The organism is Pseudomonas sp. IT-P4, from assembly GCF_949767755.1.
GTDB classification, from domain to species: Bacteria; Pseudomonadota; Gammaproteobacteria; order Pseudomonadales; family Pseudomonadaceae; genus Aquipseudomonas; species Aquipseudomonas monachiensis.
This window is the reverse complement of the sequence record NZ_CATKPX010000016.1, coordinates 19,563-40,237: the sequence shown is the minus strand read 5'-3', so window position 1 is coordinate 40,237 and position 20,675 is coordinate 19,563. Positions and strand designations below refer to the sequence as shown.

General features: G+C 60.4%; 14 protein-coding genes and 1 pseudogene. 11 read left to right on the top strand and 4 right to left on the bottom strand.

Going from position 1 to position 20,675, the window contains the following annotated elements:
• Positions 1 to 5 precede the first annotated feature (5 nt).
• The 4 genes from ACM6IT_RS02530 to ACM6IT_RS02515 are packed head-to-tail and all read left to right on the top strand — an operon-like array spanning position 6 to position 6,579.
• Positions 6 to 2,546, top strand: coding sequence for a hypothetical protein (locus ACM6IT_RS02530; protein WP_414917423.1), 2,541 nt, complete (start codon positions 6 to 8; stop codon positions 2,544 to 2,546).
• A gap of 1 nt (position 2,547) precedes the next feature.
• Entirely contained in the window at positions 2,548 to 2,886 is a 339-nt protein-coding gene (locus ACM6IT_RS02525; protein ID WP_414917422.1) for a hypothetical protein, read from the top strand.
• The gene (gene terL / locus ACM6IT_RS02520) at positions 2,876 to 4,510 is read left to right on the top strand and encodes a phage terminase large subunit (RefSeq protein WP_414917421.1); all 1,635 of its coding nucleotides are present in this window, start codon (positions 2,876 to 2,878) and stop codon (positions 4,508 to 4,510) included. Before ACM6IT_RS02525 ends, terL begins: the two co-directional genes overlap by 11 nt.
• Before the next feature lie 23 nt (positions 4,511 to 4,533).
• Positions 4,534 to 6,579 (top strand): hypothetical protein, encoded by a 2,046-nt coding sequence (locus ACM6IT_RS02515; protein WP_414917420.1) that lies wholly within the window; start codon positions 4,534 to 4,536, stop codon positions 6,577 to 6,579.
• A gap of 36 nt (positions 6,580 to 6,615) precedes the next feature.
• On the opposite strand, the gene ACM6IT_RS02510 is transcribed toward ACM6IT_RS02515, so the two are convergent.
• Complete coding sequence (locus tag ACM6IT_RS02510) at positions 6,616 to 7,755, bottom strand: acyltransferase family protein (RefSeq protein ID WP_414917419.1); 1,140 nt, start codon at positions 7,753 to 7,755, stop codon at positions 6,616 to 6,618.
• A gap of 381 nt (positions 7,756 to 8,136) precedes the next feature.
• Between ACM6IT_RS02510 and ACM6IT_RS02505 the strand changes: the two genes are divergently transcribed.
• Entirely contained in the window at positions 8,137 to 8,442 is a 306-nt protein-coding gene (locus ACM6IT_RS02505) for a DUF6388 family protein (RefSeq protein ID WP_056728247.1), read from the top strand.
• Positions 8,443 to 8,494: 52 nt separating this feature from the next.
• On the opposite strand, the gene nadC is transcribed toward ACM6IT_RS02505, so the two are convergent.
• The gene (nadC, locus tag ACM6IT_RS02500) at positions 8,495 to 9,343 is read right to left on the bottom strand and encodes a carboxylating nicotinate-nucleotide diphosphorylase (protein WP_056728249.1); all 849 of its coding nucleotides are present in this window, start codon (positions 9,341 to 9,343) and stop codon (positions 8,495 to 8,497) included.
• Positions 9,344 to 9,605: 262 nt separating this feature from the next.
• On the opposite strand from nadC, the pseudogene ACM6IT_RS02495 reads away from it, so the two are divergent.
• From ACM6IT_RS02495 to ACM6IT_RS02480, 4 genes and pseudogenes are all read left to right on the top strand, one after another.
• Positions 9,606 to 10,892 (top strand): annotated as a pseudogene (locus tag ACM6IT_RS02495) (DUF1631 family protein); the annotation flags it as partial.
• A 173-nt stretch (positions 10,893 to 11,065) separates the two neighbouring features.
• Entirely contained in the window at positions 11,066 to 11,626 is a 561-nt protein-coding gene (gene ampD / locus ACM6IT_RS02490; protein ID WP_056728251.1) for a 1,6-anhydro-N-acetylmuramyl-L-alanine amidase AmpD, read from the top strand.
• The gene (gene ampE / locus ACM6IT_RS02485; protein WP_414913284.1) at positions 11,623 to 12,459 is read left to right on the top strand and encodes a regulatory signaling modulator protein AmpE; all 837 of its coding nucleotides are present in this window, start codon (positions 11,623 to 11,625) and stop codon (positions 12,457 to 12,459) included. The genes ampD and ampE overlap by 4 nt, the downstream gene beginning before the upstream one ends.
• Before the next feature lie 279 nt (positions 12,460 to 12,738).
• Complete coding sequence (locus ACM6IT_RS02480) at positions 12,739 to 14,769, top strand: methyl-accepting chemotaxis protein (RefSeq protein WP_414917418.1); 2,031 nt, start codon at positions 12,739 to 12,741, stop codon at positions 14,767 to 14,769.
• 32 nt (positions 14,770 to 14,801) lie between these two features.
• Here the strand turns inward: ACM6IT_RS02480 and ACM6IT_RS02475 are convergent, their stop codons facing one another.
• Both ACM6IT_RS02475 and cra read right to left on the bottom strand, forming a co-directional pair.
• Positions 14,802 to 15,581, bottom strand: coding sequence for a TatD family hydrolase (locus tag ACM6IT_RS02475; RefSeq protein WP_056728257.1), 780 nt, complete (start codon positions 15,579 to 15,581; stop codon positions 14,802 to 14,804).
• Positions 15,582 to 15,584: 3 nt separating this feature from the next.
• A complete protein-coding gene (gene cra, locus ACM6IT_RS02470) occupies positions 15,585 to 16,580 on the bottom strand; it encodes a catabolite repressor/activator (protein ID WP_414917417.1) in 996 nt (331 codons plus the stop codon).
• Between the two features lie 290 nt (positions 16,581 to 16,870).
• On the opposite strand from cra, the gene ptsP reads away from it, so the two are divergent.
• Positions 16,871 to 19,732, top strand: a complete 2,862-nt coding sequence (gene ptsP, locus ACM6IT_RS02465) for a phosphoenolpyruvate--protein phosphotransferase (RefSeq protein ID WP_414917416.1) — start codon at positions 16,871 to 16,873, stop codon at positions 19,730 to 19,732.
• Positions 19,732 to 20,673, top strand: coding sequence for a 1-phosphofructokinase (pfkB, locus tag ACM6IT_RS02460; protein ID WP_056728261.1), 942 nt, complete (start codon positions 19,732 to 19,734; stop codon positions 20,671 to 20,673). The genes ptsP and pfkB overlap by 1 nt, the downstream gene beginning before the upstream one ends.
• Positions 20,674 to 20,675: the final 2 nt, after the last annotated feature.

The following is a 20,675-nucleotide window of genomic DNA, read 5'->3' as shown; positions in this document are numbered from 1 at the left end:
AGGCCATGCGCGCCGAGTGTATTAAAGCCGTCACCCAGGCCATTGGCCGATCCCTCACCCAGCCAGAAATCCAGGGTATCGAGGACCGGTTGCGCCGCAACATGCGCCAGCTTGCCCAGACCGACACCACCTGGCAGTCAAAGACAGCCACCGACCGCCTGAACGAAGCTGCCACGAAGGCCGCCAAGGAGCTGGTGGACGAGCAACAACTCAAGAAAAAGCGCGTGGCCCTGACCATCATGGCCCACGACCGCATCGACAGTTACATGAAGCGCTTCCCTGACCAGCCCCTTGAAGGACTCGACCGGTTGCTGGCTTTCTCCAGCGACGGCAAGAGTGGGATCCTGTCGATTGAGTCCGCAACCCGCGCCATCCGTGACGATGCCATGAGCCGCATGCTGGATGTCATCGATGTGACCAAAGGCAAATTCATGGGCCTGTTCCAGGATGAAGCCGGAAACCTTGCCCTGGTGCGCGAGCTGCACGGCGAAGACTCCGGCGTTCCAGCGGCCAAGACTGCCGCCAAGCAGTTCAAGGACACAACCGAGCAACTGCGCCAGCGCTTCAACCGCGCCGGCGGTGACGTCGGGTTTCTGGATGACTGGTCGATGCCTCGCGATCACTCGCAGGTCAAGGTGGCCAAGGACCAGGCCAAGTGGGTGCGCGACCATGTGCAATGGGCCAATCGCGCCAAGTACATGAAGGAAGACGGCTCGCCGATGAATGATGCCGAGCTGACCGACTTCCTCAGTCATGCGTGGACCACGCTGGCCACTGGCGGTTTGAACAAGCTGGAGCCGGGCAACGTAGCCGGCAACGGCATGCGCGCCAACCGTGGGAGCGAGTCGCGCCAGATCCATTACAAGGACGCCGAGTCGTTCATCGCTGCCCAGAAGGCCTACGGCGAACGCAACCTGCTGGAACTGCTGATCGGGCATATCGATCGTGCATCGCGGGATATCTCCCTGGTTGAGAACCTCGGCCCGAACCCGAACAACCAGATGCGGTACTTCCTGGATGAAGGCGAGAAGGTAACGATCGAGGCCGATCCGAAGAAAGCCGACAAGACTGCCAAGCAGCGCCGCAAGATCGAACACCTCTACGAAGAGGTTGCCGGTACCCGCGAGCCGCCGGCGTCTGCCGCGCTGGCCAACGGTTTCGAGACTTATCGCGCGCTCAACGTGGCAAGCCGCCTAGGCTCTGCCGTCCTCACGTCGGTAACTGACCAGGGCACGCTGGGTCTTACCGCGTCCATGAACGGCATGCCAGTAATGAAGGTGTTTGCCAATGAAGTGCGCATGCTCAACCCGGCCAGTGCCGGTGATCGTCGTTTGGCACAGCGTGCAGGCCTGGGCCTGAATCAGTTGATTGGCAGTCTTAACCGCTGGGGCGCGGACGGTCTGGGCACCACTGAGCAGATATCGGGCAGGGTTTCGAAGTTCTCGCAGACCGCCGCCAGCAAGGTGATGCAGGCATCTGGCCTCAACGCTTTGACCGCCGGCACGCAGCGCGCTTTCGGTGCCACCATGATGGACACCATCGGCGACATGTCGCGCCGGCACCAGACCATTGCAGCCATGGATCCGGCAGACAGCAAGCGCCTGTTGGGCCAAGGCGTCACCGAGACGGACTGGTCAGTGTGGCGCCTGGCTCAGCCTGAGGACTGGCGCGGCGTGGGTGACACCGTGCTGACAGCGAACAGCATCTACCGCATCCCGAACGTTGACCTGGTGCCGCTGGCGCGTCAGCTCAACACAACCCCACAACGCCTCAAGGATCAGGCGGCCACCAAGTTGCTGGGCACCGTGCTGGATGAAACCAACATGGCAATCATCGAACCCGGCGCCCGCGAGAAAGCCATGATGCACGGTGGCGTTGAGCGCGGGACCGTCAAGGGCGAGCTGTTGCGCTCATTCTGGCAGTTCAAAAGCTTCTCCATCGGCATGGTGATGCGGCATGTTCGGCGCGGCATGGCGCAGGAGGGCTGGGGCAAGGCCGGGTACCTCGGCGCACTGATCGCCAGCACCACCGTATTGGGTGGCATGGCCATTCAGCTCAACGAGGTGGCCAGCGGTCGCGACCCGAAGAACATCACCGACGATGGAACGCTCGGCGTGCCTGGCTTGCGCTTCGGTATCGCCTCCATGCTCAAAGGCGGGGCGATGGGCTTGTACGGTGACTTCCTGTTCTCCGACAACTCACAGGGCGGCAGCTCGCCGCTGGCGGCGCTTGGTGGTCCCATTGCGGGAGACATCGAGCAGGTGTTCAAGCTCAAGGACAACGCCGCCGCCGGCGAGGTCAACCAGACCGGCGCCAAGCTCGTGAAGCTGGCCAAGAGTCACTTGCCCGCGGCGAACCTCTGGTACACGAAGGCCGCCACCGATCACCTGATCTTCAACCAACTGCAGGAGTACTTCTCGCCCGGGTACCTGCGCCGAATGAAGCAACGAGCCAAGAAAGAGTTCAAGCAATCGTATTGGTGGGAGCCGGGCGAAACCTCGCCAGGTCGCGCCCCGAACCCTGGCGCAGCCATAGGAGCCCGCTGATATGCGTGACGATCAGATCACCCGTTTACAAGCACTCAGCGAACGCCTGGGCGAAGTTGTCATCAACGAAGTTGACCCGCACAACTGGCCCGGTGACGGCAAGACGCCTGCCGAGCTGACCCAGGAAGAGCGGGGCAACCGGTATTGGTGCAAGAAGAACGCGGCCGCCACCATGACCCTGTTGCTCAAGGTGGTGAACATCGCGGGTCTTATGAACCGGCAGAAGCCGGCGCCAGACGCAGGTAGCGCTATAGACGAGTTGGATGGTGAGTTGGCCAGCGCCGAGCGAGAAGCCCAAGCCATCATCGAACGGATGCAGAAGGCCGGGAATGTCCACTGAGCCAGAGCAGCCAGCGGAAAAAGTTGGGTTCCTGGTCTTCTTCCTTATCTGGGCCAACCGCAGGAAGTGGGCAGTCCCTGATATTCATATCAGGGCAGTCCTGTGGCTGGAATCCAAGGGCGAACTTGCCGTGCTCCGCTGCTTTCGGGGCTTCGGCAAGTCCACGCTTCTCGCGATTTACAACGCTTGGCGGTACTACCGTGACCCCACATTCCGCATCCTTCACCAGTCTGAATCTGATGGCACCGCCTACAAGACAAGCCGGGACACACAGAACGTTATCCGCAGTCATCCGCTGACCCGCCACATGCTTCCGCCGAACAAGGGGCAGGTTGAGCAATGGTGGGTTGAGGGTGCCGCCGACTTCCGAAATTCCTCGATGTATGCCAGAGGGATCCTGTCCAACGTTACTTCGGCCCGTGCAGACGAGTGCCAGAACGATGACGTCGAGGTACCGAAGAACATCCAGACCCCCGAGGCGCGGGAGAAGCTTCGGTACCGCCTGGGTGAACAGACGCACATCCTGGTGCCTGGCGGGAGCCAGCTTTATATCGGCACGCCGCACACCCACGACAGCCTGTATGACGAACTTGAAAGCATGGGTGCGGACTGTCTGACCATTCGCATGTTCGCCCAGGAACACCGGATAGACGACGCCAAGCTGGTTGCCTATGACGTGCCTTTTGTGCCCGACGTGGTGTTCTCCGGCATCGGCAAGCATGCCCGCGTGCTGATTGCCGGCAAGGATTACCAAGTAACGAAAACCGGAATTGCCTTCCTTACACCACCCGGCACGTTGGTCGATTGCTACGCCGGCAGTGCCTGGCCGGAACGGTTCGACCTGCAAGAACTGGAGAAGCGCCGCAAGAAAACCCGCACCATTAACGAATGGGATTCGCAGTACCAGCTCCACTCGAAGCCTGTCACGGAGGTTCGCTTGGACCCGGCCCGTATCATTCCGTACGACGTACAGCCAACCATGCGGTACGCCAACAACGCAGCGGCCATGTACCTGGGATCAACACAGATCGTCGGCGCCGTTGCCTATTGGGACTGCTCGCTGGGCAAGATCAAATCGGACGCCTCGGCATTCTCGCTGTTGCTGACTGACGCGCGCGGCCAGCTCTATTGGCACGTTGCCGAGGGCCTGACCGGGGAAATCGCCGAGTTCGACAGCAAGGATCGGATCATTGGTGGCCAGGTGCACCAGGTGCGCGAACTGGTCATCAAGTACCAGATCCCACGCGTCATCGTCGAAACCAATGGCCCAGGGGGATTCGTGCCTACGATTCTCAAGCAGGCGCTAAAGGGCACCGGGTGCGGGGTAGGGGAAGAGCACTCGACCGTCAATAAACAGAAACGAATCCTCGATGCCTTCGAGTCGCCACTATCGGCGCACTTCCTGTGGGCGCACGTCGACGTGCTGCGCGGCCCGGTGTGGGACCAGATGCGCGACTTCAATCCCGCACTAAGCAACCAGGACGACGACTACATCGACTCCGGCGCCGGCGCCATCAGCTCAACCCCTGTACGCATTGGGCGAATAGTCGGGAAACCGACAGAGGCCCGGCGGGACGATTGGCGCCCAGATGCGGGCGTGCATGAGGTCCAGGTGGACTACTAGCCCGCGACATCAAGGGGCTAGGCATGACAGTTCAAAACGTACCACCAGAAAAGCGCTACGCCGCCAACGGCGTATCACCCACCTACACCATCCCCTTTCTTTTGATCGAAGCCGGCGACCTTGATGTGTTCCTGAATGGGGTCGAGGTTACGTCTGGTTTTACGCTGACTGGTATCGGTAACCCCACCAGTTCCATCACGTTCACCGTCCCACCCTTGGGCGATCTGTACCTTGTCCTGAACGTGCCGTTTCAGCGTTTGGTTGATTACCAGGAAAACGGTGACTTCCTGTCGAGCACCGTGAACCGAGACTTCGACCGCATCTGGCAGGCGCTGAAGCAATTGTTCCGTTTCAGCATGCGCTCGCCAATGCTCGGCGCTAACGACGTCGATGGTGCAGGGGCATATCTGGCTAAGGGCAATAGGCTCTCAGACCTTGCCGACCCCCTGGCCCCGCAGGACGCAGTGACGCGCAATTGGGTTGGCATCTACATTGATTCGGTCAGCGGCCTGATCAATACCACGTTGGGCATCGCCTACGACGGCATGACGCTGTACGACTACCTGAAAAGCTTCCTGTACCGAAGCGCTGACAGTATCCGCGCGCTTCAGTTGATTGACCCCAATCGCAACGTCCGGGTGAAGGTCTACAGCTATTACGGTGATGGGGCAGGCGGCGGTGACACCTTTCGTTATGACCCGACCATGCCGAAGTCCAGTCATGACGGCGGGACCATCATCAGCCCTACGGTGCCATGGACCAACCTGCCGGCGAACCTGCCGGCCTTCCTTGCCAAGACTGGTGAAACTGATCCGGACGGCCTCGGTTGCTGGGTCCGGGAGTGCCGCAAGCTGAGTTATATGATGTTCGGTGGACTGGTTGACGGCACTGGTGACAACACCGCCGCGCTCGCGGCTCTCGTTGCCAAGGCGGCGCAGGCATCTTCGAAGCGGACGTTTGTCGATCTGGAGTCGGGCGATATCGCCGCTGTCACCTTTCCGAACTGGGCTATTGAGGGCATCGTCGTACGGCCAAAGGGGCGCGTCTTCTTCACCAACAATGGTGTCGGCGATACAGTCATCATTGATGCTGGCCCCCTTCCCGGCAAGGTAAGCAACGTGTCATTTGGTGTTGGCGGCGGGCAGATCATTGCCAGGGGGGGGCCGGCTACGCTGAACGGCTTCAACGTGCGGAACATTCTCCGCTCCAAGATCACCGGACGGGTTTATGGGTGTGGCGTGACCAGCTCCGCGCTTTACACCAGAGGCGCTGTCCTCAATACCTTCGACATCAACGTGACCAATGATGAAACCGGCAGTTGGTATCTGGGCGGCAAACCAAAGTTTGGCTATCTGCTCACCGACAACGGTGTCGCCAACACTCAGACCGCATACAACACCTTCTACGCGTCGGTGCAAAGCTGCGAGTTCGGCATCTGGTTGCAATCAACTCTGGGCAACTACTTCCCGAGTGGGGATGCTGAGTTCTGTTCCGATACCGGCGTGTTTGCTGCTGCGACTGCTCTAAACGACAAGTTCAATGGCACTGACCTGGAAGTTAACGCTAATCGGGATATCGATTGCTCTGGGCAATACATCGAGTTTCGGAGTGTTGATACCAATAAAATTGTTGTATTCAACGCGGCATCAAAAAACTGCCAGCTTGTTGGCGGCAACCATGACGCGATCCAGGTTATTAATGGCGCAACTGACAACCTGATTTCTCAGGTCAAGTATTGCCGTGGTTTGGGGGCAGCAGTGATCACCGACGCCGGTACCCGCACTCGCTTCAAAGACAACATGAACTTAAAGACCGGCAGAAGTGAGGACGCGCCACAGAAAGTTGTTGTGGTGCCGGTAGGAGTGTCCCCATTCACGTACACCAACGAAACCGGCAACCCGGTCAGGTTTCATGCCGCCGGTGGGACTGTCAGCAACATGACCATGTTCCAGGGGGCGTTCAGTGCTGTGATCCCATACCCGATGGCACCGCTGTATATGCTGCCTGGCGAGAGCGTGATTATTACCCACTCCGTTGCACCGCCCGACGCCAAGTATTTTGTTGGCTAAAACGAGAAGGCCGCATCAATCGATGCGGCCTTTTTATTATGCCTTCTGTAGATCTGGAATGATTGCTGGTCTGCGCTTGATCAGCCTCAGCATCAGGCGCTGACATGGCTTCTCGACCAACATCCACAGCAAATAAGACGCGGCGATGGTGACAGTCCAGTAGCCGATCATGGCAACAACCGGGTCGATGCCCGCGGTCCAAGTTGGGTTGATCATCAGTGATCGAATAATCAACTGGTGGATCAGGTAGATGGAAAAGCTGATTTCCCCAAGCAGAACGAGCGGGCGCCAGCTCAAGATCGACGTAACCATCCCGGTACTTGATGCCAGCAGGAATAGCCCGAGCGCGTAGAAAATCGACGACGAACTAACGGTAATCCAACCCTTCAAGGCAGGGCCAATCAGGTCGTGACCACTCAGCGCCCATCCCAGGGCAGGCATAAAGTAAGAGCCGGCGAGTATCAGTAGTAGGGCCGCCAAGCCATATGACTGAACACCAGAATCTCTTACGCGCTGCCCGTACACAAGGAACGCCTTGCCCGCAACCATGCCCAGGACGAATTCAAACAGTCGGGCAGGTGGCCAGATATAAACCCAAGAGGCGGTTGTGACCACATCCCCTGGAGCGTAGGCCGGTGCATTTGTAGTTACTGCGATGAACACCGCAGCCATCGCCAGCGCAAACGACAGCGCCAACTTGATGTGCCAGGTCTTTGAGAAGTTCAGGATCAAGAGCGGGAACATCGCGTAGAAGAACATTTCAACGGAAAGAGTCCAGGCCACACCATTGAATGCAAAGAAATCAGACGGCCATGGGCTCCACGCTTGGGTGAGGGTTGCGCTCAGGATTGTTTGCTCTGCTGTGACCACAAGGCCTGTCGCGAATGGATAGACCCACAGCACATATAGAAGCCCCATTGTAAAAATGTGCGCAGGCCAGACCCTGGCGATTCTTGCCCACATGAACCGAGCTGAGTTGGCCGCGCCGGTCAGGTTGCTGTGGGCATAGGTCAGGATGAATCCGGACAGAACGAAGAAGAACGTTACCCCTTGAATCAGGGTGAACGTCTGCGTGAAGCCCTCCCAGATATGGAAGTAGCTGGCCGAATGCTGTATTACGATCATTGCTGCCGCAAAGAATCGCAGCGATGTCAGAGCAGGGATTGATGCTTTCATCATCTGTCCTTGAGGTTAATAGCTTCCGTTCACATGGGGTGCTGGTAGCCGATGGGCGCGGATTCTATCGTAAAGTACAATCTCGTGTGATTTCAGATACGATTTTGTAGATGGGAGGGGTAAAGCTCAGGAAGAGCCACCAGCGACAGAAAAGTACATCCGTTAGTACATCGTTTTGCGCTGCTGAGCATTGAACTAAGTAAACGCTGGGTTAGGCTGCATTAATGCGGTTCCTGTCTCGGGCACCAGCAACACTTGTTTTCAGATGATCCCGAATGGTTCTGAAGGCCAGAAAAACCATGCTTGATACGGTTTTTTTGCGTCAGAGAGATCCTTGATGATCCAGATCCATCTTCCATTCCCCAGATCAACGAGAACGCCATGACAATAAAAGAATTGACCCAAGAAGCCCGACACGAAGAAGCACTGAAAAAGTACGTGCTGGATGTGCCGGATCTGATGGAGGAGATCAAGGACCTGAGTCCCGATGATCAGAAAGACCAGATTCAATGGGCTTTCGAGGACGAGGCGGAAGCCCAGGGCCTGCAGCCGTGGGAGCTGACGCTCAAGTACACCTCAACGCCGGAAGAATACGAAGCAGAACGCCTGAAGCTGCACAAAGAAGCGGCCGAGGTGTTGGGCGTCGAGTGGGAAGAGTACTGCGAGATGAACAATCTGGTGGTCTGACAAAAAACGCCAGCCTTGAAGAGGCTGGCGTTTTTCATGCGGCGCGGCGCGATCAGAGGCTCAGTCGCATCGACAGGTCTACCGCCTTCACATCCTTGGTCATCGCACCAATCGAAATATAATCCACCCCGGTTTCGGCGATGGGCAGCAACGTATTTTCGTTGATCCCGCCGCTGGCCTCCAGCTTGGCCTTGCCGGCGTTCAGGCGCACGGCTTCGCGCATGTCGTCCAGGCTCAGTTCGTCGAGCATGATGATGTCGGCACCGGCCGCCAGTGCTTCTTTCAATTCATCCAGGCTTTCCACTTCAATCTCGACCGGTTTGCCCGGGGCGATCTTGTGCGCGGCGGCGATGGCCTGCGCGATGCCGCCGCTGGCGGCGATGTGGTTTTCCTTGATCAGGAAGGCGTCATACAGGCCGATGCGGTGGTTATGGCAACCGCCGCAGGTTACGGCGTACTTTTGCGCCAGGCGCAGCCCCGGCAGTGTTTTGCGGGTGTCCAGCAGCTTGACCTGAGTCTCGGCCACGAAGTCCGCCAGGTATTGCGCACGGGTCGCCACGCCGGAGAGCAGTTGCAAGAAGTTGAGGGCGCTGCGTTCGCCGGTCAGCAGCGAACGTGCAGGGCCTTCGAGGTGGAACAGCACCTGATTGGGTGTCACCCGTTCACCGTCGGCAACCTGCCAGTGCACCGCCACCCGTGGGTCCAGTTGCCGAAACACGTTATCCACCCAGGCGGTGCCGCTGATGACGGCCGCATCGCGGGTAATGATGGTGGCTTTGGCCAAGCGTTCGGCCGGGATCAACTGTGCGGTGATGTCGCCGCTGCCGATGTCTTCACGCAACGCACGGCGCACGTTGGCTTCGATTTCGGCGGTCAGATCGGCGAGACGTAGATTCGGCATAACGGACTCCACAAACAAAGTGGCTCGATTATAGGGCCATGGCACGGACCAACCCAAGGCATCAGAGCGTTACGTTGGCACTGGCGCCTGCATTTGGTCGAATCCCTGCCGTTGTCGCGTTGTTCATTGTTGCCGAGCAAACGCCTGTTTGAGAGCTGATGCAGAGTTTTCTGGCGCAAAGGGGAGCTTTTCAAGATAATCCGCCTTGTATTTGACGTCATGAGTTTGACGAGTCGAAGCAAAACCGTTCCTGGGAGACCGAATGCACAACGACGGGAATGTAGTGCCTTTGCACAAGGCAACTACCGACCAGGTGGCTCACTCGCCACTCGCCCGCCTGCCGGCGATTCTTCTCCAGGTTCGCGACAAGGCCGCGCAACAGCTGCGGCACGGATTGCAGGCGTTGTTCGATAACGCCGACGACACCCTCTTCGAAATGGCCGACCGCGCCCACTGTGACGTCGAACAGAACATCTTCTTTCAAGCGATGCGCGATTTGCGCCTCAAGCGCAAAAGCATCGAACGGGTTTTTCTCGAACAGTTTTTCGCCGCGTTTATCCGTCTCGCCCAATACGAAAGCGTGCTTGCGGCTTTGCCCCAGACCCTGGATACCAATACCTCGACGGTGCAACCCGATGATGAGAGCGAGCGCACGGTCGCGGTGCAAGCGATGGTCAACCGGGTGCTGGACCGCGACGGTTTCGCCTTGGACCAACTGACGGCCCGGCTCTGTGCCTTGTTGGGCAAGGAGCCGGGCGATCTGCACAATCCCCTGGGCCCGGCGATGTTCTGCGAGTACTTTTTGCAAGCCGCACGCCAGTTGGGGCTGGAGATCAAGGTCAAGCTGATCATCCTCACTTTGTTCGAGCGCTATGTCCTCAGCGAGGTCGATCAGCTTTACGCAGAAGCCAATCAGTTGCTGCTCGCCACCGGTGTGTTGCCCGACCTGAAACCGGCCCCGGTGCGTCGCACCACGGACCGACCTGACCAAAGCGTCACGGGCGGACTGACCGACGAGGGCCCCGATCCGATTTCCACGCGAGATCTGTTGCGCCTGCTTTCGCACTTGCAGCAATACGTGCCGGCACCGGCGGCCGTCGATGATTTCGATCTGCGCAACCAACTCGAACTGTTGTTGACCCGGGTCAGTGTCAAAAGCGGCAGGTCGCGGGTTTTCGGGGAGGCCGATGAGGATGTGATCAACCTGGTCGCCCTGCTTTTCGAATGCATGCTCGATGATCGCAACCTGCCGGACTCCCTCAAGGCACTGGTCGGCCGATTGCAGATTCCACTGGTCAAGGTGGCGCTGCTCGACAAGAGCTTCTTCAGCCGCAGCAGTCATCCGGCGCGACGTCTGCTCAACGAAATCGCCAACGCGGCCATGGAGCGGGGAGCCTGTGACGATCATGAGCGTGACAGCCTGTACGTGCGCATCGACCAGGTCGTACAGCGCCTGTTGAATGACTTTGTCGATGACCCGGCGATATTTTCCGAATTGCTGGCTGATTTTCTCGCGGTTACCCAGGACGAGCGAAGCCGCACCGAGCTGGCCCCGGAGCTGCGCAACGGCGTGGCGCGAATGCTTGACGATACCTTGCTGTTCGAGCGTGCACTGGAGTCGGTGATCGGCAACCTAAAGCGTCTCAATCGCGGCAAGTGATCGCGCCCCGGGGGACTATCGCGGCATACTGTGCCAATACTGTCGACATTGAAGGAATCGGTATGCAGTTGGACCCCGCGAGCGGTTGGATTCAGGGTGCGCATGTCTGCCCCTCACCCAACTTCAATGCGCGCCCCACAGGCGAAATTTCCCTGCTGGTGATCCATAACATCAGCCTGCCGCCGGCGCAGTTCGCCACCGGCAAGGTGCAGGAGTTTTTCCAGAATCGTCTGGATGTCACCGAACACCCCTATTTTGAAGGGATCGCGGATTTGCGGGTGTCGGCGCACTTTCTGATCGAGCGAGACGGTACTGTCACCCAGTTTGTTTCGTGCCTTGAGCGTGCGTGGCATGCGGGTGTCTCGTGCTTCGAGGGGCGGGAAACCTGTAACGATTTTTCCGTGGGCATCGAGCTCGAAGGCACGGATGATCTGCCGTTCACCGACGCGCAATACAGCGCGTTGACAGCCCTGACCCGCCAGTTGCAACAGGCGTTCACGGCAATCACCACAGAGCGCATCTGCGGGCACAGTGACATTGCACCGGGGCGCAAAACCGATCCAGGGCCGGCGTTCGACTGGGCACGCTATCGTGCCGCCCTGGCACAAGAGGAAGGACGATGAGTTTTCTGGTGTTGCTGTTGGCGGTGTGGATCGAGAAGTTCTCGGCCCTGCGCCATCGGGTTCAGCGTGACAATGGCTGGACACACGAGCTGAACAAGCTTGAAGCCAGCCCGCGACTTTCGAACCGACCATGGCTGGTGCTGGCGGCACTGGTCTTGTTGCCGGTGGCGTTGCTGGCTTTGCTGCTGGTTGTCATCGAGCCGGTGGCCTATGGGTTGTTGGCGTTGCCAATTCATTTGCTGGTGGTGATCTACAGCCTGGGGCGCGGTGATCTGCTGGGCGATCTCGGGCCGTTCCGCGATGCCTGGCGTCGGGAGGACCTGCAAGCGGCGGCCCATGTCGCCAAGCGCGACCTGGATATCTGCGCAGACAATGGTGAACAGCTACTGGAACAGGTCGAAGGGCATTTGCTGTGGGAGGCCTACCAGAGCTTTTTCGCGGTGATTTTCTGGTACTTCCTGTTGGGTCCGGTCGCGGCGCTGAGTTATCGCCTGCTGGCGCTGGCCGAAGAGCACGGGAAAACCCCGGCGGTGGTCGAGCGCGCCGGGCAACTGCGTCACGCCTTCGACTGGTTGCCGGTGCGCCTTCTGGCGGCGAGCCTGGCGTTGGTCGGCAATTTTGTCGCGGTCAGTCGGGTCATGCTGCATGAGCTGCTGAACTGGAATATCAGCGCCGCGCAATTGATCGTGAAAGTCGGGCTGGTGGCCGGTGAAATTCCGGCGCCGGTGGCTGGCGTGGAAGGTATCAACAATCTGGACCGTATCTGGGCGCTGCTGCTACGTGCGGCGGTGCTCTGGTATGCCGGGTTTGCGTTGTGGACGGTCCTGCATTAGTCCAGCAGTCAGAGCCATTGTGGCGAGGGAGCTTGCTCCCGCTGGGCGACGCAGTCGCCCCCCATTCAATTCAACAACGACTGCTGCGCAGCCGGACGGGAGCAAGTTCCCTCGCCACGGGGGCGATCACTTGTCCGAAGTGTTTCGCCCTGTCGTTAACCTTAAGTTACAAAACCTCCTGCCGATTTAAGTTATACAGAGATAGCGTCGAATAGTGGCTATCTGCCGTCTGTCTGCGCCTGCCAAAAAAAAAAATAAGAAATTGAAGGGAGACATCCAGTGAAGAGCTTGCTCTATCCCGCTGTCGCACTGATGAACCGCCTGAGCTTCGGCATGAAGTTCAGCCTGATCAGCGTACTGTTCCTGGTGCCGATGCTGGTGACCAACTTCTATCTGGTGCGTGACTCCTACCGCGAATTCCAGGGCACGCGCATCGAACTGCAAAGTCTCGACCTGTTGGACAGCAGCCTGGCGTTGCGGCGTGATCTGGAAACCCTGAACAACCTGGTGCAGATCAATGTCAGCCTCGGCCAATCCGGCAAGGCCGGCAATGTCGAATCGAAGATCAGCGCCCTTGAGCAGAGTATTCTGACTCGCCTGCAAGGGCTGGCGGCGATGACCAGCGACCCGGAGCAGGTCGCGGTGTTTGATGGCAAACGCGATGAAATGATCGCCGCGTTCAAGGCCCAGCAAACGGAAAACTCCCTGCAAAGCAAAAGTGCCCTGATCGGCAAGCTGGTGGGCAGCGCGCAGATTTTCAGCCAGCTCATCACCAGTCAGTCCGGCCTCAGTCGCGACAACCAGAGCGACATGCGCCAGTTGAGTGAGCTCGTCACCCTCGTCACGCCACGAGTCACCCAGCTCCTGGGCGAAGGTCGGGCAATGGGGTCTTACTCGTTGGGGCAGGGGTTCATCAACTCGGCTTCGAGTACCCGTTTCGATGAGTTGCTGGCGCAGATTGAAAAGCTCCAGGCCGAGTATGGCCTGAAGTTGCAGGATGCCCTGGGTTCCAGCAAAGCCGCACGCGATAACCTGGCCGCTCAGGCCGATAGCAGCCGGGCATCCTTGAAGAAAGCCAGCGAGCTGTTCGAAGAACAAGTGGTCATGGCCGATACCCTCGACGCGCCGTGGCAGGGTTTTTACGATCAGGTCAGCGCCCTGATGGACCAGACCTACCAACTCAACGAAGCCACCCTGAAGTATCTGGGCCCGCAGTTGCAGCAACGCCTGGAGCAGAACCGCACGCACATGGTCTTGCAGGCCGTGGCGCTGTCAGTCGTGTTTGTGTTGATCTTTTATCTCTACGGCGCGTTCTACGTCTCGACCCGCACCACGCTCAAGCGCCTGGGCGCGGTGATGGACAAGGTGGCGGCCGGCGATATGACCGTGACCTTCAGCGCCCATAGCCGTGATGAGCTGGGGGAGTTGGGCGAGGTGTTCAACGGCACCGTGAAAAAAATCCATGACCTGATCGAGCGGGTGGGGCAGACCGTCAGTGAAGTCGAGCGTCAGGCCGGGCAAGTGGAAAGCGTTTCCGCGCAAAGCAACCAGGCCGTCGCCGGGCAGCGCACGCAGATCGAACAAGTGGCCACGGCCATGAACCAGATGTCGGCCACATCCCAGGAGGTCGCGCGCAGTGCCGCCGCGGCGGTGAGCAGTGCCCACAGTGTCAACGATGAAACCATCAGTGGCCGCGGCCTGGTGGAGTCGCAACAAGGCAGCATTGCCGCGCTGGCCAACGAGATCGATCAATCGGTACTGGTGATCAACCAACTGGCCAGCGACAGCCAGTCCATCAGCCGCGTGCTCGAAGTGATCAAGAGTATCGCCGAGCAGACCAACCTGCTGGCGCTCAATGCCGCCATCGAGGCGGCACGGGCCGGCGAGCAGGGGCGTGGTTTCGCCGTGGTAGCCGATGAAGTCCGGACCCTGGCCAAACGAACCCAGCAATCGACCGAAGAAATCGAGCAGATGATCGCCAGGCTCCATGGCGGTGTCGGCGCGGCGGTCAAGGCCATGGGCACCAGCCATGAAATGGCCAGCGGCACGGTCGGGCAGTCGGAGAAGGTCCAACGGGCGCTGGAAAACATCCTGGGCGCGGTCGGCATGATCGTCGACCAGAACCAGCAGATTGCCGCGGCCGTGGAGCAGCAAACCGCCGTGGCCCACGACATCGACCAGAACATCGTCGAGATCAATCGCGCCGGAGAGCGTACCGCTGAAGGCGCACATCAGACCGAAGATGCCAGCCGGGCGTTGTCGGCCCAGGTCGTGGAGTTGAAGCAGTTGATCAGCGCATTCCGGGTCTGAAATTCTCCTCGGTACGCTGTGGGAGCTGGCAGTCATGACCAGTTAAACAGCTCGCAGGCATTGGCCGTACTGGCCGCGGCCAATTGCTCGGGGCTGATTGCCATGATGTCGGCCAGTGCCGCGCAGATCGCTGGCAGGTGTGCGGGGCTGTTGCGCTGGCCGGGGAACATGGCAGGGGCCATGTCCGGCGAGTCGGTTTCCAGCACCACAGAATCCAGTGGCAGCTCGGCGAGCACGCGGTGCATGCGCAGCGCCTGCGGCCAGGTCGCGGCACCGCCGAGGCCCAGTTTGAAGCCAAGCTTGATGTATTCCCGGGCTTCTTCCTTGCTGCCGGCAAAGGCGTGGATGATGCCGGCCCGTTTCAGGCGAAACCGTTTGAGCGTGGCAATCACCGCCGCATGGCTACGCCGCACATGGATCAAGGCCGGAAGGTCGAAATCCGCCGCCAATTGCAATTGCGCCTCGAACAACGCCTGCTGGCCGTCGCGGTCCAGGGTTTCGATGAAGTAGTCCAGGCCGATCTCGCCGACCGCACACAGTTGCCGATGGCCGGCCAGGCGAGTCAGCCAGTCGCCGAGTTCGCTCAGGTGTTCCGGTTGATGATCGTCCAGGTACACCGGGTGCAATCCGAACGCGGCGTGCAGGTCGGGGTCACTCTGCACCAACTCCCAGACCCGCTGCCAATTGGCCTGATAAACCCCCAGCACCACCATCCGCCGCACTCCGAGGGCGCGGCTTTCGGCCAGCAGGGCCTGACGGTCGGCGTCGAAGTCTGGAAAGTCCAGATGGGTGTGGGTGTCGATCAGCTCCACGGTTCAGTCCTGGCGAATACGCTGCTTGAACGTGCGCGCGATGGCTTGCACGCCGGGCCGGTAATCCGACTGCTCGACGGCTGCCAGGGCCAGCGCGAGGGCCTTGTCGGCGATCAGCTGGTGTTGCTGGGCCATGGCGTTGACCGGCAGCGGCAGGAAGTCCAGCAACTGGGTGTCGCCGAACGTGCCGAGGCGCAGCGGGCGGTTTTTCAGCGGGAAGTCGTGCAGCGCATCGAACACACCCTGAAGCAGCACGTAGGATGTGGTCACCAGAGCATCGGGCAAATGGCCCAGGCGCTGCAGCAACTCTTCCATCAATTGTTTACCGCACTCGCGGCTGAAGGACTCACCTTCTTCGATCAGCACCTCACCGTTGAACCCGGCGAGCGCCTCTTTGAAGCCGGCGGAGCGTTCCTGACTGATGCTGAGCTCCGGGCGGGCGCCGATCAGCGCGATCTGTTTGGGCAAGGGATCGAGCAGGCTGCGGGTCAGTTGCAGGCTGGCCTCGCGGTCGTCACTGATCACCGAGCAGAAATGCTCGGGTTCCATGACCCGGTCGATGGCGATGATCGGAATGCCCTTGGCCTGCAATTGGCGATAACTGTCGTCGCCGGCCGGCAGGCAGCTGGCAACGATCAGTGCGTCGCAGCGCCGGGCGCGGAACAGTTGCAGCAGTTGCCGTTCGCTGTCCGGTGCATCGTCGGAACTGGCGATCAGCAACTGATAACCCCGGGCCCGCGCACCTTGCTCCAGCAATTTGGCGATTCGCGCGTAACTGGGGTTTTCCAGATCCGGCAGAATGAACCCCAATGTGCGGGTGTGCCGGCTGCGCAAACCGGCAGCCTGTGGGTTAGGCGTGAAGCCATGTTGTTCGACGACCGCGCGCACGCGTTCGACGGTAGCGCTGCTGATGCGCTGTTGTTCGGCCTTGCCATTGATGACATAGCTGGCGGTGGTGACGGACACACCGGCCAACTGGGCGATATCACTGAGTTTCAACCCGCTGTTTCCTTGTTTTTTCGAGATTGCCTCGACATTTTCGTCAATCCTAACCGATTAAGGCAGGCGACCATTGTCGCAACGCATCCGACAAGTTGGACTTCAAGGATGGGCCAATATCGAGTAACGTGCCAATCGAACTAGATTAAACGTTTCAGCAGGCGTATTTTCTACGTTTTAGGCGCCTTTGGCCGGTTCTGCCGTGAAACCGCCAAAAGCGATGACCAAGCGCCTAAGCTGACTCATTCAAAACAATACCTGGTGCCCCAAGGCGCCAAAAAGGAGAAAGCATGCTCGAGCTCACTGTAGAGCAGATTTCCATAGGCCAATCGGCTGTGGATAAGTCCGCAGCGCTGCAATTGCTGGCCCGGCATCTGGTCGCCGACGGCCTGGTTGCCGAGGGGTATCTCGCCGGTTTGCAGGCACGGGAAGCCCAGGGCTCGACCTTTCTCGGTCAAGGTATTGCCATCCCCCACGGTACGCCCGAAACCCGCGACCTGGTGTTCACCACCGGTGTGCGCCTGATGCAGTTTCCCGATGGCGTGGACTGGGGCGACGGTCATATCGTTTACCTGGCGATCGGTATCGCCGCCAAATCCGATGAGCATCTGCATCTTTTGCAATTGCTCACCCGCGCCCTCGGCGAGACTGATCTGGGCCAGGCCCTGCGTCGCGCCGGTTCCGCCGAAGCCTTGCTGAAGTTGCTCCAAGGCGCGCCGCAGGAGTTGGCGCTGGATGCGCAGATGATCGGCCTCGGTGTGGCGGCTGAAGATTTCGAAGAGCTGGTCTGGCGCGGCGCACGCTTGTTGCGGCAGGCCGACTGCGTGAGCAACGGTTTCTCCGCCGTGTTGCAGCAGGTCGAAGCGCTGCCCCTGGGCGATGGCCTGTGGTGGCTGCACAGCGAGCAGACGGTGAAGCGTCCGGGCCTGGCCTTTGTCACCCCGGACAGACCGCTGCGCTATCTCGGCCAGCCACTCAATGGACTGTTCTGCCTGGCCAGCCTCGGTGAGGCCCATCAAGCCCTGCTCGAACGCCTGTGCGCGTTGTTGATCGAAGGACGTGGCCATGAGTTGGGCCGCGCCACCAGCAGTCGCAAAGTCCTCGAAGTGCTCGGTGGTGAAGTGCCCGCCGACTGGCCCAGCGCACGAATTGCATTGGCCAACGCCCACGGTCTGCATGCGCGGCCGGCGAAAATCCTCGCGCAACTGGCAAAGAGTTTTGAAGGTGACATCCGCGTGCGCATCGTCGATGGCCACGACAGCGCGGTATCGGTAAAGAGCTTGAGCAAGTTGCTCAGCCTCGGCGCCCGTCGGGGGCAGGTCCTGGAAATCATCGCCGAACCGGGCATCGCGGCGGATGCGTTGCCGGCCTTGTTGGCCGCCATCGAAGAAGGCCTCGGTGAGGAAGTCGAACCGCTGCCGCCGGTAAGCCAGGTGCACGAAGTGGTTGCCGATATGGCTGAAGTGGTCCTCGCCCCGATATCCGGCAGCGTGGTTCAGGCGATTGCCGCCGCTCCAGGGATCGCTATCGGCCCGGCGCATATTCAAGTGCTGCAAACCATCGATTACCCGTTGCGTGGCGAATCCGCCGGCATCGAGCGTGAGCGTCTCCAGCAAGCCCTGGCACAGGTACGCCGTGACATCCAGGGCCTGATCGAGCGCAGCAAGAGCAAAGCCATCCGCGAAATCTTCATCACCCACCAGGAGATGCTCGACGATCCGGAATTGACTGATGAGGTCGATACGCGCCTCAAGCAGGGCGAAAGCGCCGAGGCGGCGTGGATGGCCGTGATTGAAGCGGCGGCCCGGCAGCAGGAAGCATTGCAGGATGCCTTGCTCGCCGAGCGAGCGGCCGACTTGCGCGATATCGGGCGTCGGGTGTTGATGCAACTAAGCGGCATCGAAACCCCGAGTGAACCGGACCAACCGTACATTCTGGTGATGGACGAGGTCGGCCCGTCCGACGTCGCGCGTCTGGACCCCGCTCGCGTGGCGGGGATCCTCACCGCCCGGGGTGGCGCTACTGCGCACAGTGCGATTGTCGCCCGGGCGCTGGGCATTCCGGCGCTGGTCGGCGCTGGCCCCGGCGTGTTGCTGCTGGCGCCGGGCACGCCGTTGCTGCTCGATGGCCAGCGTGGTCGCCTGCATGTGGACGCTGACCCGGCGACCTTGCAGCGCGCCACGGTCGAACGCGATACCCGCGAGCAGCGCTTGAAGGCGGCTGCGGAACGGCGTCATCAACCGGCGCTGACCACCGATGGCCACGCCGTCGAAGTGTTCGCCAACATTGGTGAAAGCGCTGGCGTGACCGGCGCGGTGGAGCAGGGCGCCGAAGGCATCGGCCTGTTGCGCACCGAACTGATTTTCATGGCCCACCCGCAAGCGCCCGACGAGGCGACCCAGGAAATCGAGTACCGCCGCGTCCTCGACGGTCTGGCCGGGCGACCGCTGGTGGTGCGAACCCTCGATGTCGGTGGCGACAAACCGCTGCCGTACTGGCCGATTGCGAAGGAAGAGAACCCCTTCCTCGGCGTGCGCGGCATTCGCCTGACCCTGCAGCGCCCGCAGATCATGGAAGCGCAACTGCGCGCCTTGCTGCGGGCTGCCGATAACCGTGCGCTGCGGATCATGTTCCCGATGGTGGGCAGCGTCGACGAGTGGCGCCAGGCCCGTGACATGACCGAACGCCTGCGCCGGGAAATCCCGGTCGCCGACCTGCAATTGGGGATCATGATCGAAGTGCCGTCGGCGGCATTGCTGGCGCCGGTGCTGGCCCGGGAGGTCGACTTTTTCAGCGTCGGTACCAACGACCTGACCCAATACACCCTGGCCATCGACCGTGGCCATCCGACGCTGTCGGCCCAGGCCGATGGCTTGCATCCGGCGGTGCTGCAACTGATCGACATCACCGTGCGCGCGGCCCATGCCCACGGCAAATGGGTCGGTGTATGCGGTGAGCTGGCGGCCGACCCGCTGGCAGTGCCGGTGCTGGTCGGCCTCGGGGTGGATGAACTCAGCGTCGGGGCGCGCAGCATTGCCGAAGTCAAGGCGCGGATTCGCGAACTGGACTTCACTCAGACTCAAACCCTTGCCCGACAGGCCCTGGCCGTGGGCAGCGCCAATGAAGTGCGCGCATTAGTGGAGGCCCTGTAATGGCCCGGATTCTTACCCTGACCCTCAACCCGGCGCTGGACCTGACCGTCCAGTTGCCGCGCCTTGAAGCCGGCCAGGTCAACCGCAGCGATGTGATGCACACCCACGCCGCCGGCAAAGGCGTGAACGTGGCGCAAGTGCTGGCGGACCTTGGGCATCAGCTGACCGTCAGTGGCTTTCTTGGCGAAGACAACCTGCAAGCGTTCGAAACATTGTTCGCCAAACGCGGTTTTGTCGATGCCTTTATCCGTGTTCCGGGCGAGACCCGCAGCAATATCAAACTGGCGGAAAGCGAAGGGCGCATCACCGACATCAACGGGCCGGGGCCGCAGGTCAGCGAAGCGGCGCAGCAGGCCTTGATCGATCGACTGGAGCAGATTGCCCCGGGCCACGATGCGGTGGTTGTCGCCGGAAGCTTGCCATTGGGCGTCAGTGCTCAATGGTTGCAGGCGTTGATCTTGCGCTTGAAAAACCTGGGGCTGAACGTCGCCCTCGACACCAGCGGCGAGGCGCTGCGTGCAGCGCTGAAAGCGGGGCCGTGGCTGATCAAACCCAACACCGAAGAGCTGGCCGAGGTGCTGGACTGCGAGGTTGTGTCGGTCAGTGCCCAGGCCTTGGCGGCGGAGCGCTTGCACGCTCAGGGCATCGAGCATGTGGTGATTTCCCATGGTGCCGAGGGTGTGAACTGGTTCAGCGTCGGTTCGGCACTGCATGCCACGCCACCCAAGGTCAGCGTCGCCAGCACGGTGGGCGCGGGTGATTCGTTGCTGGCTGGGATGCTCCACGGTTTGCTCAGTGCCGATACGCCTGAGCAGACCTTACGCACCGCCACGGCGATTGCCGCGATGGCAGTGACCCAGATCGGATTCGGCATTGGCGACGCAGCGCAACTGGCGCAGCTCGAACAGGGTGTGCGCGTGCGTCCCCTGACAGAACAATAAGA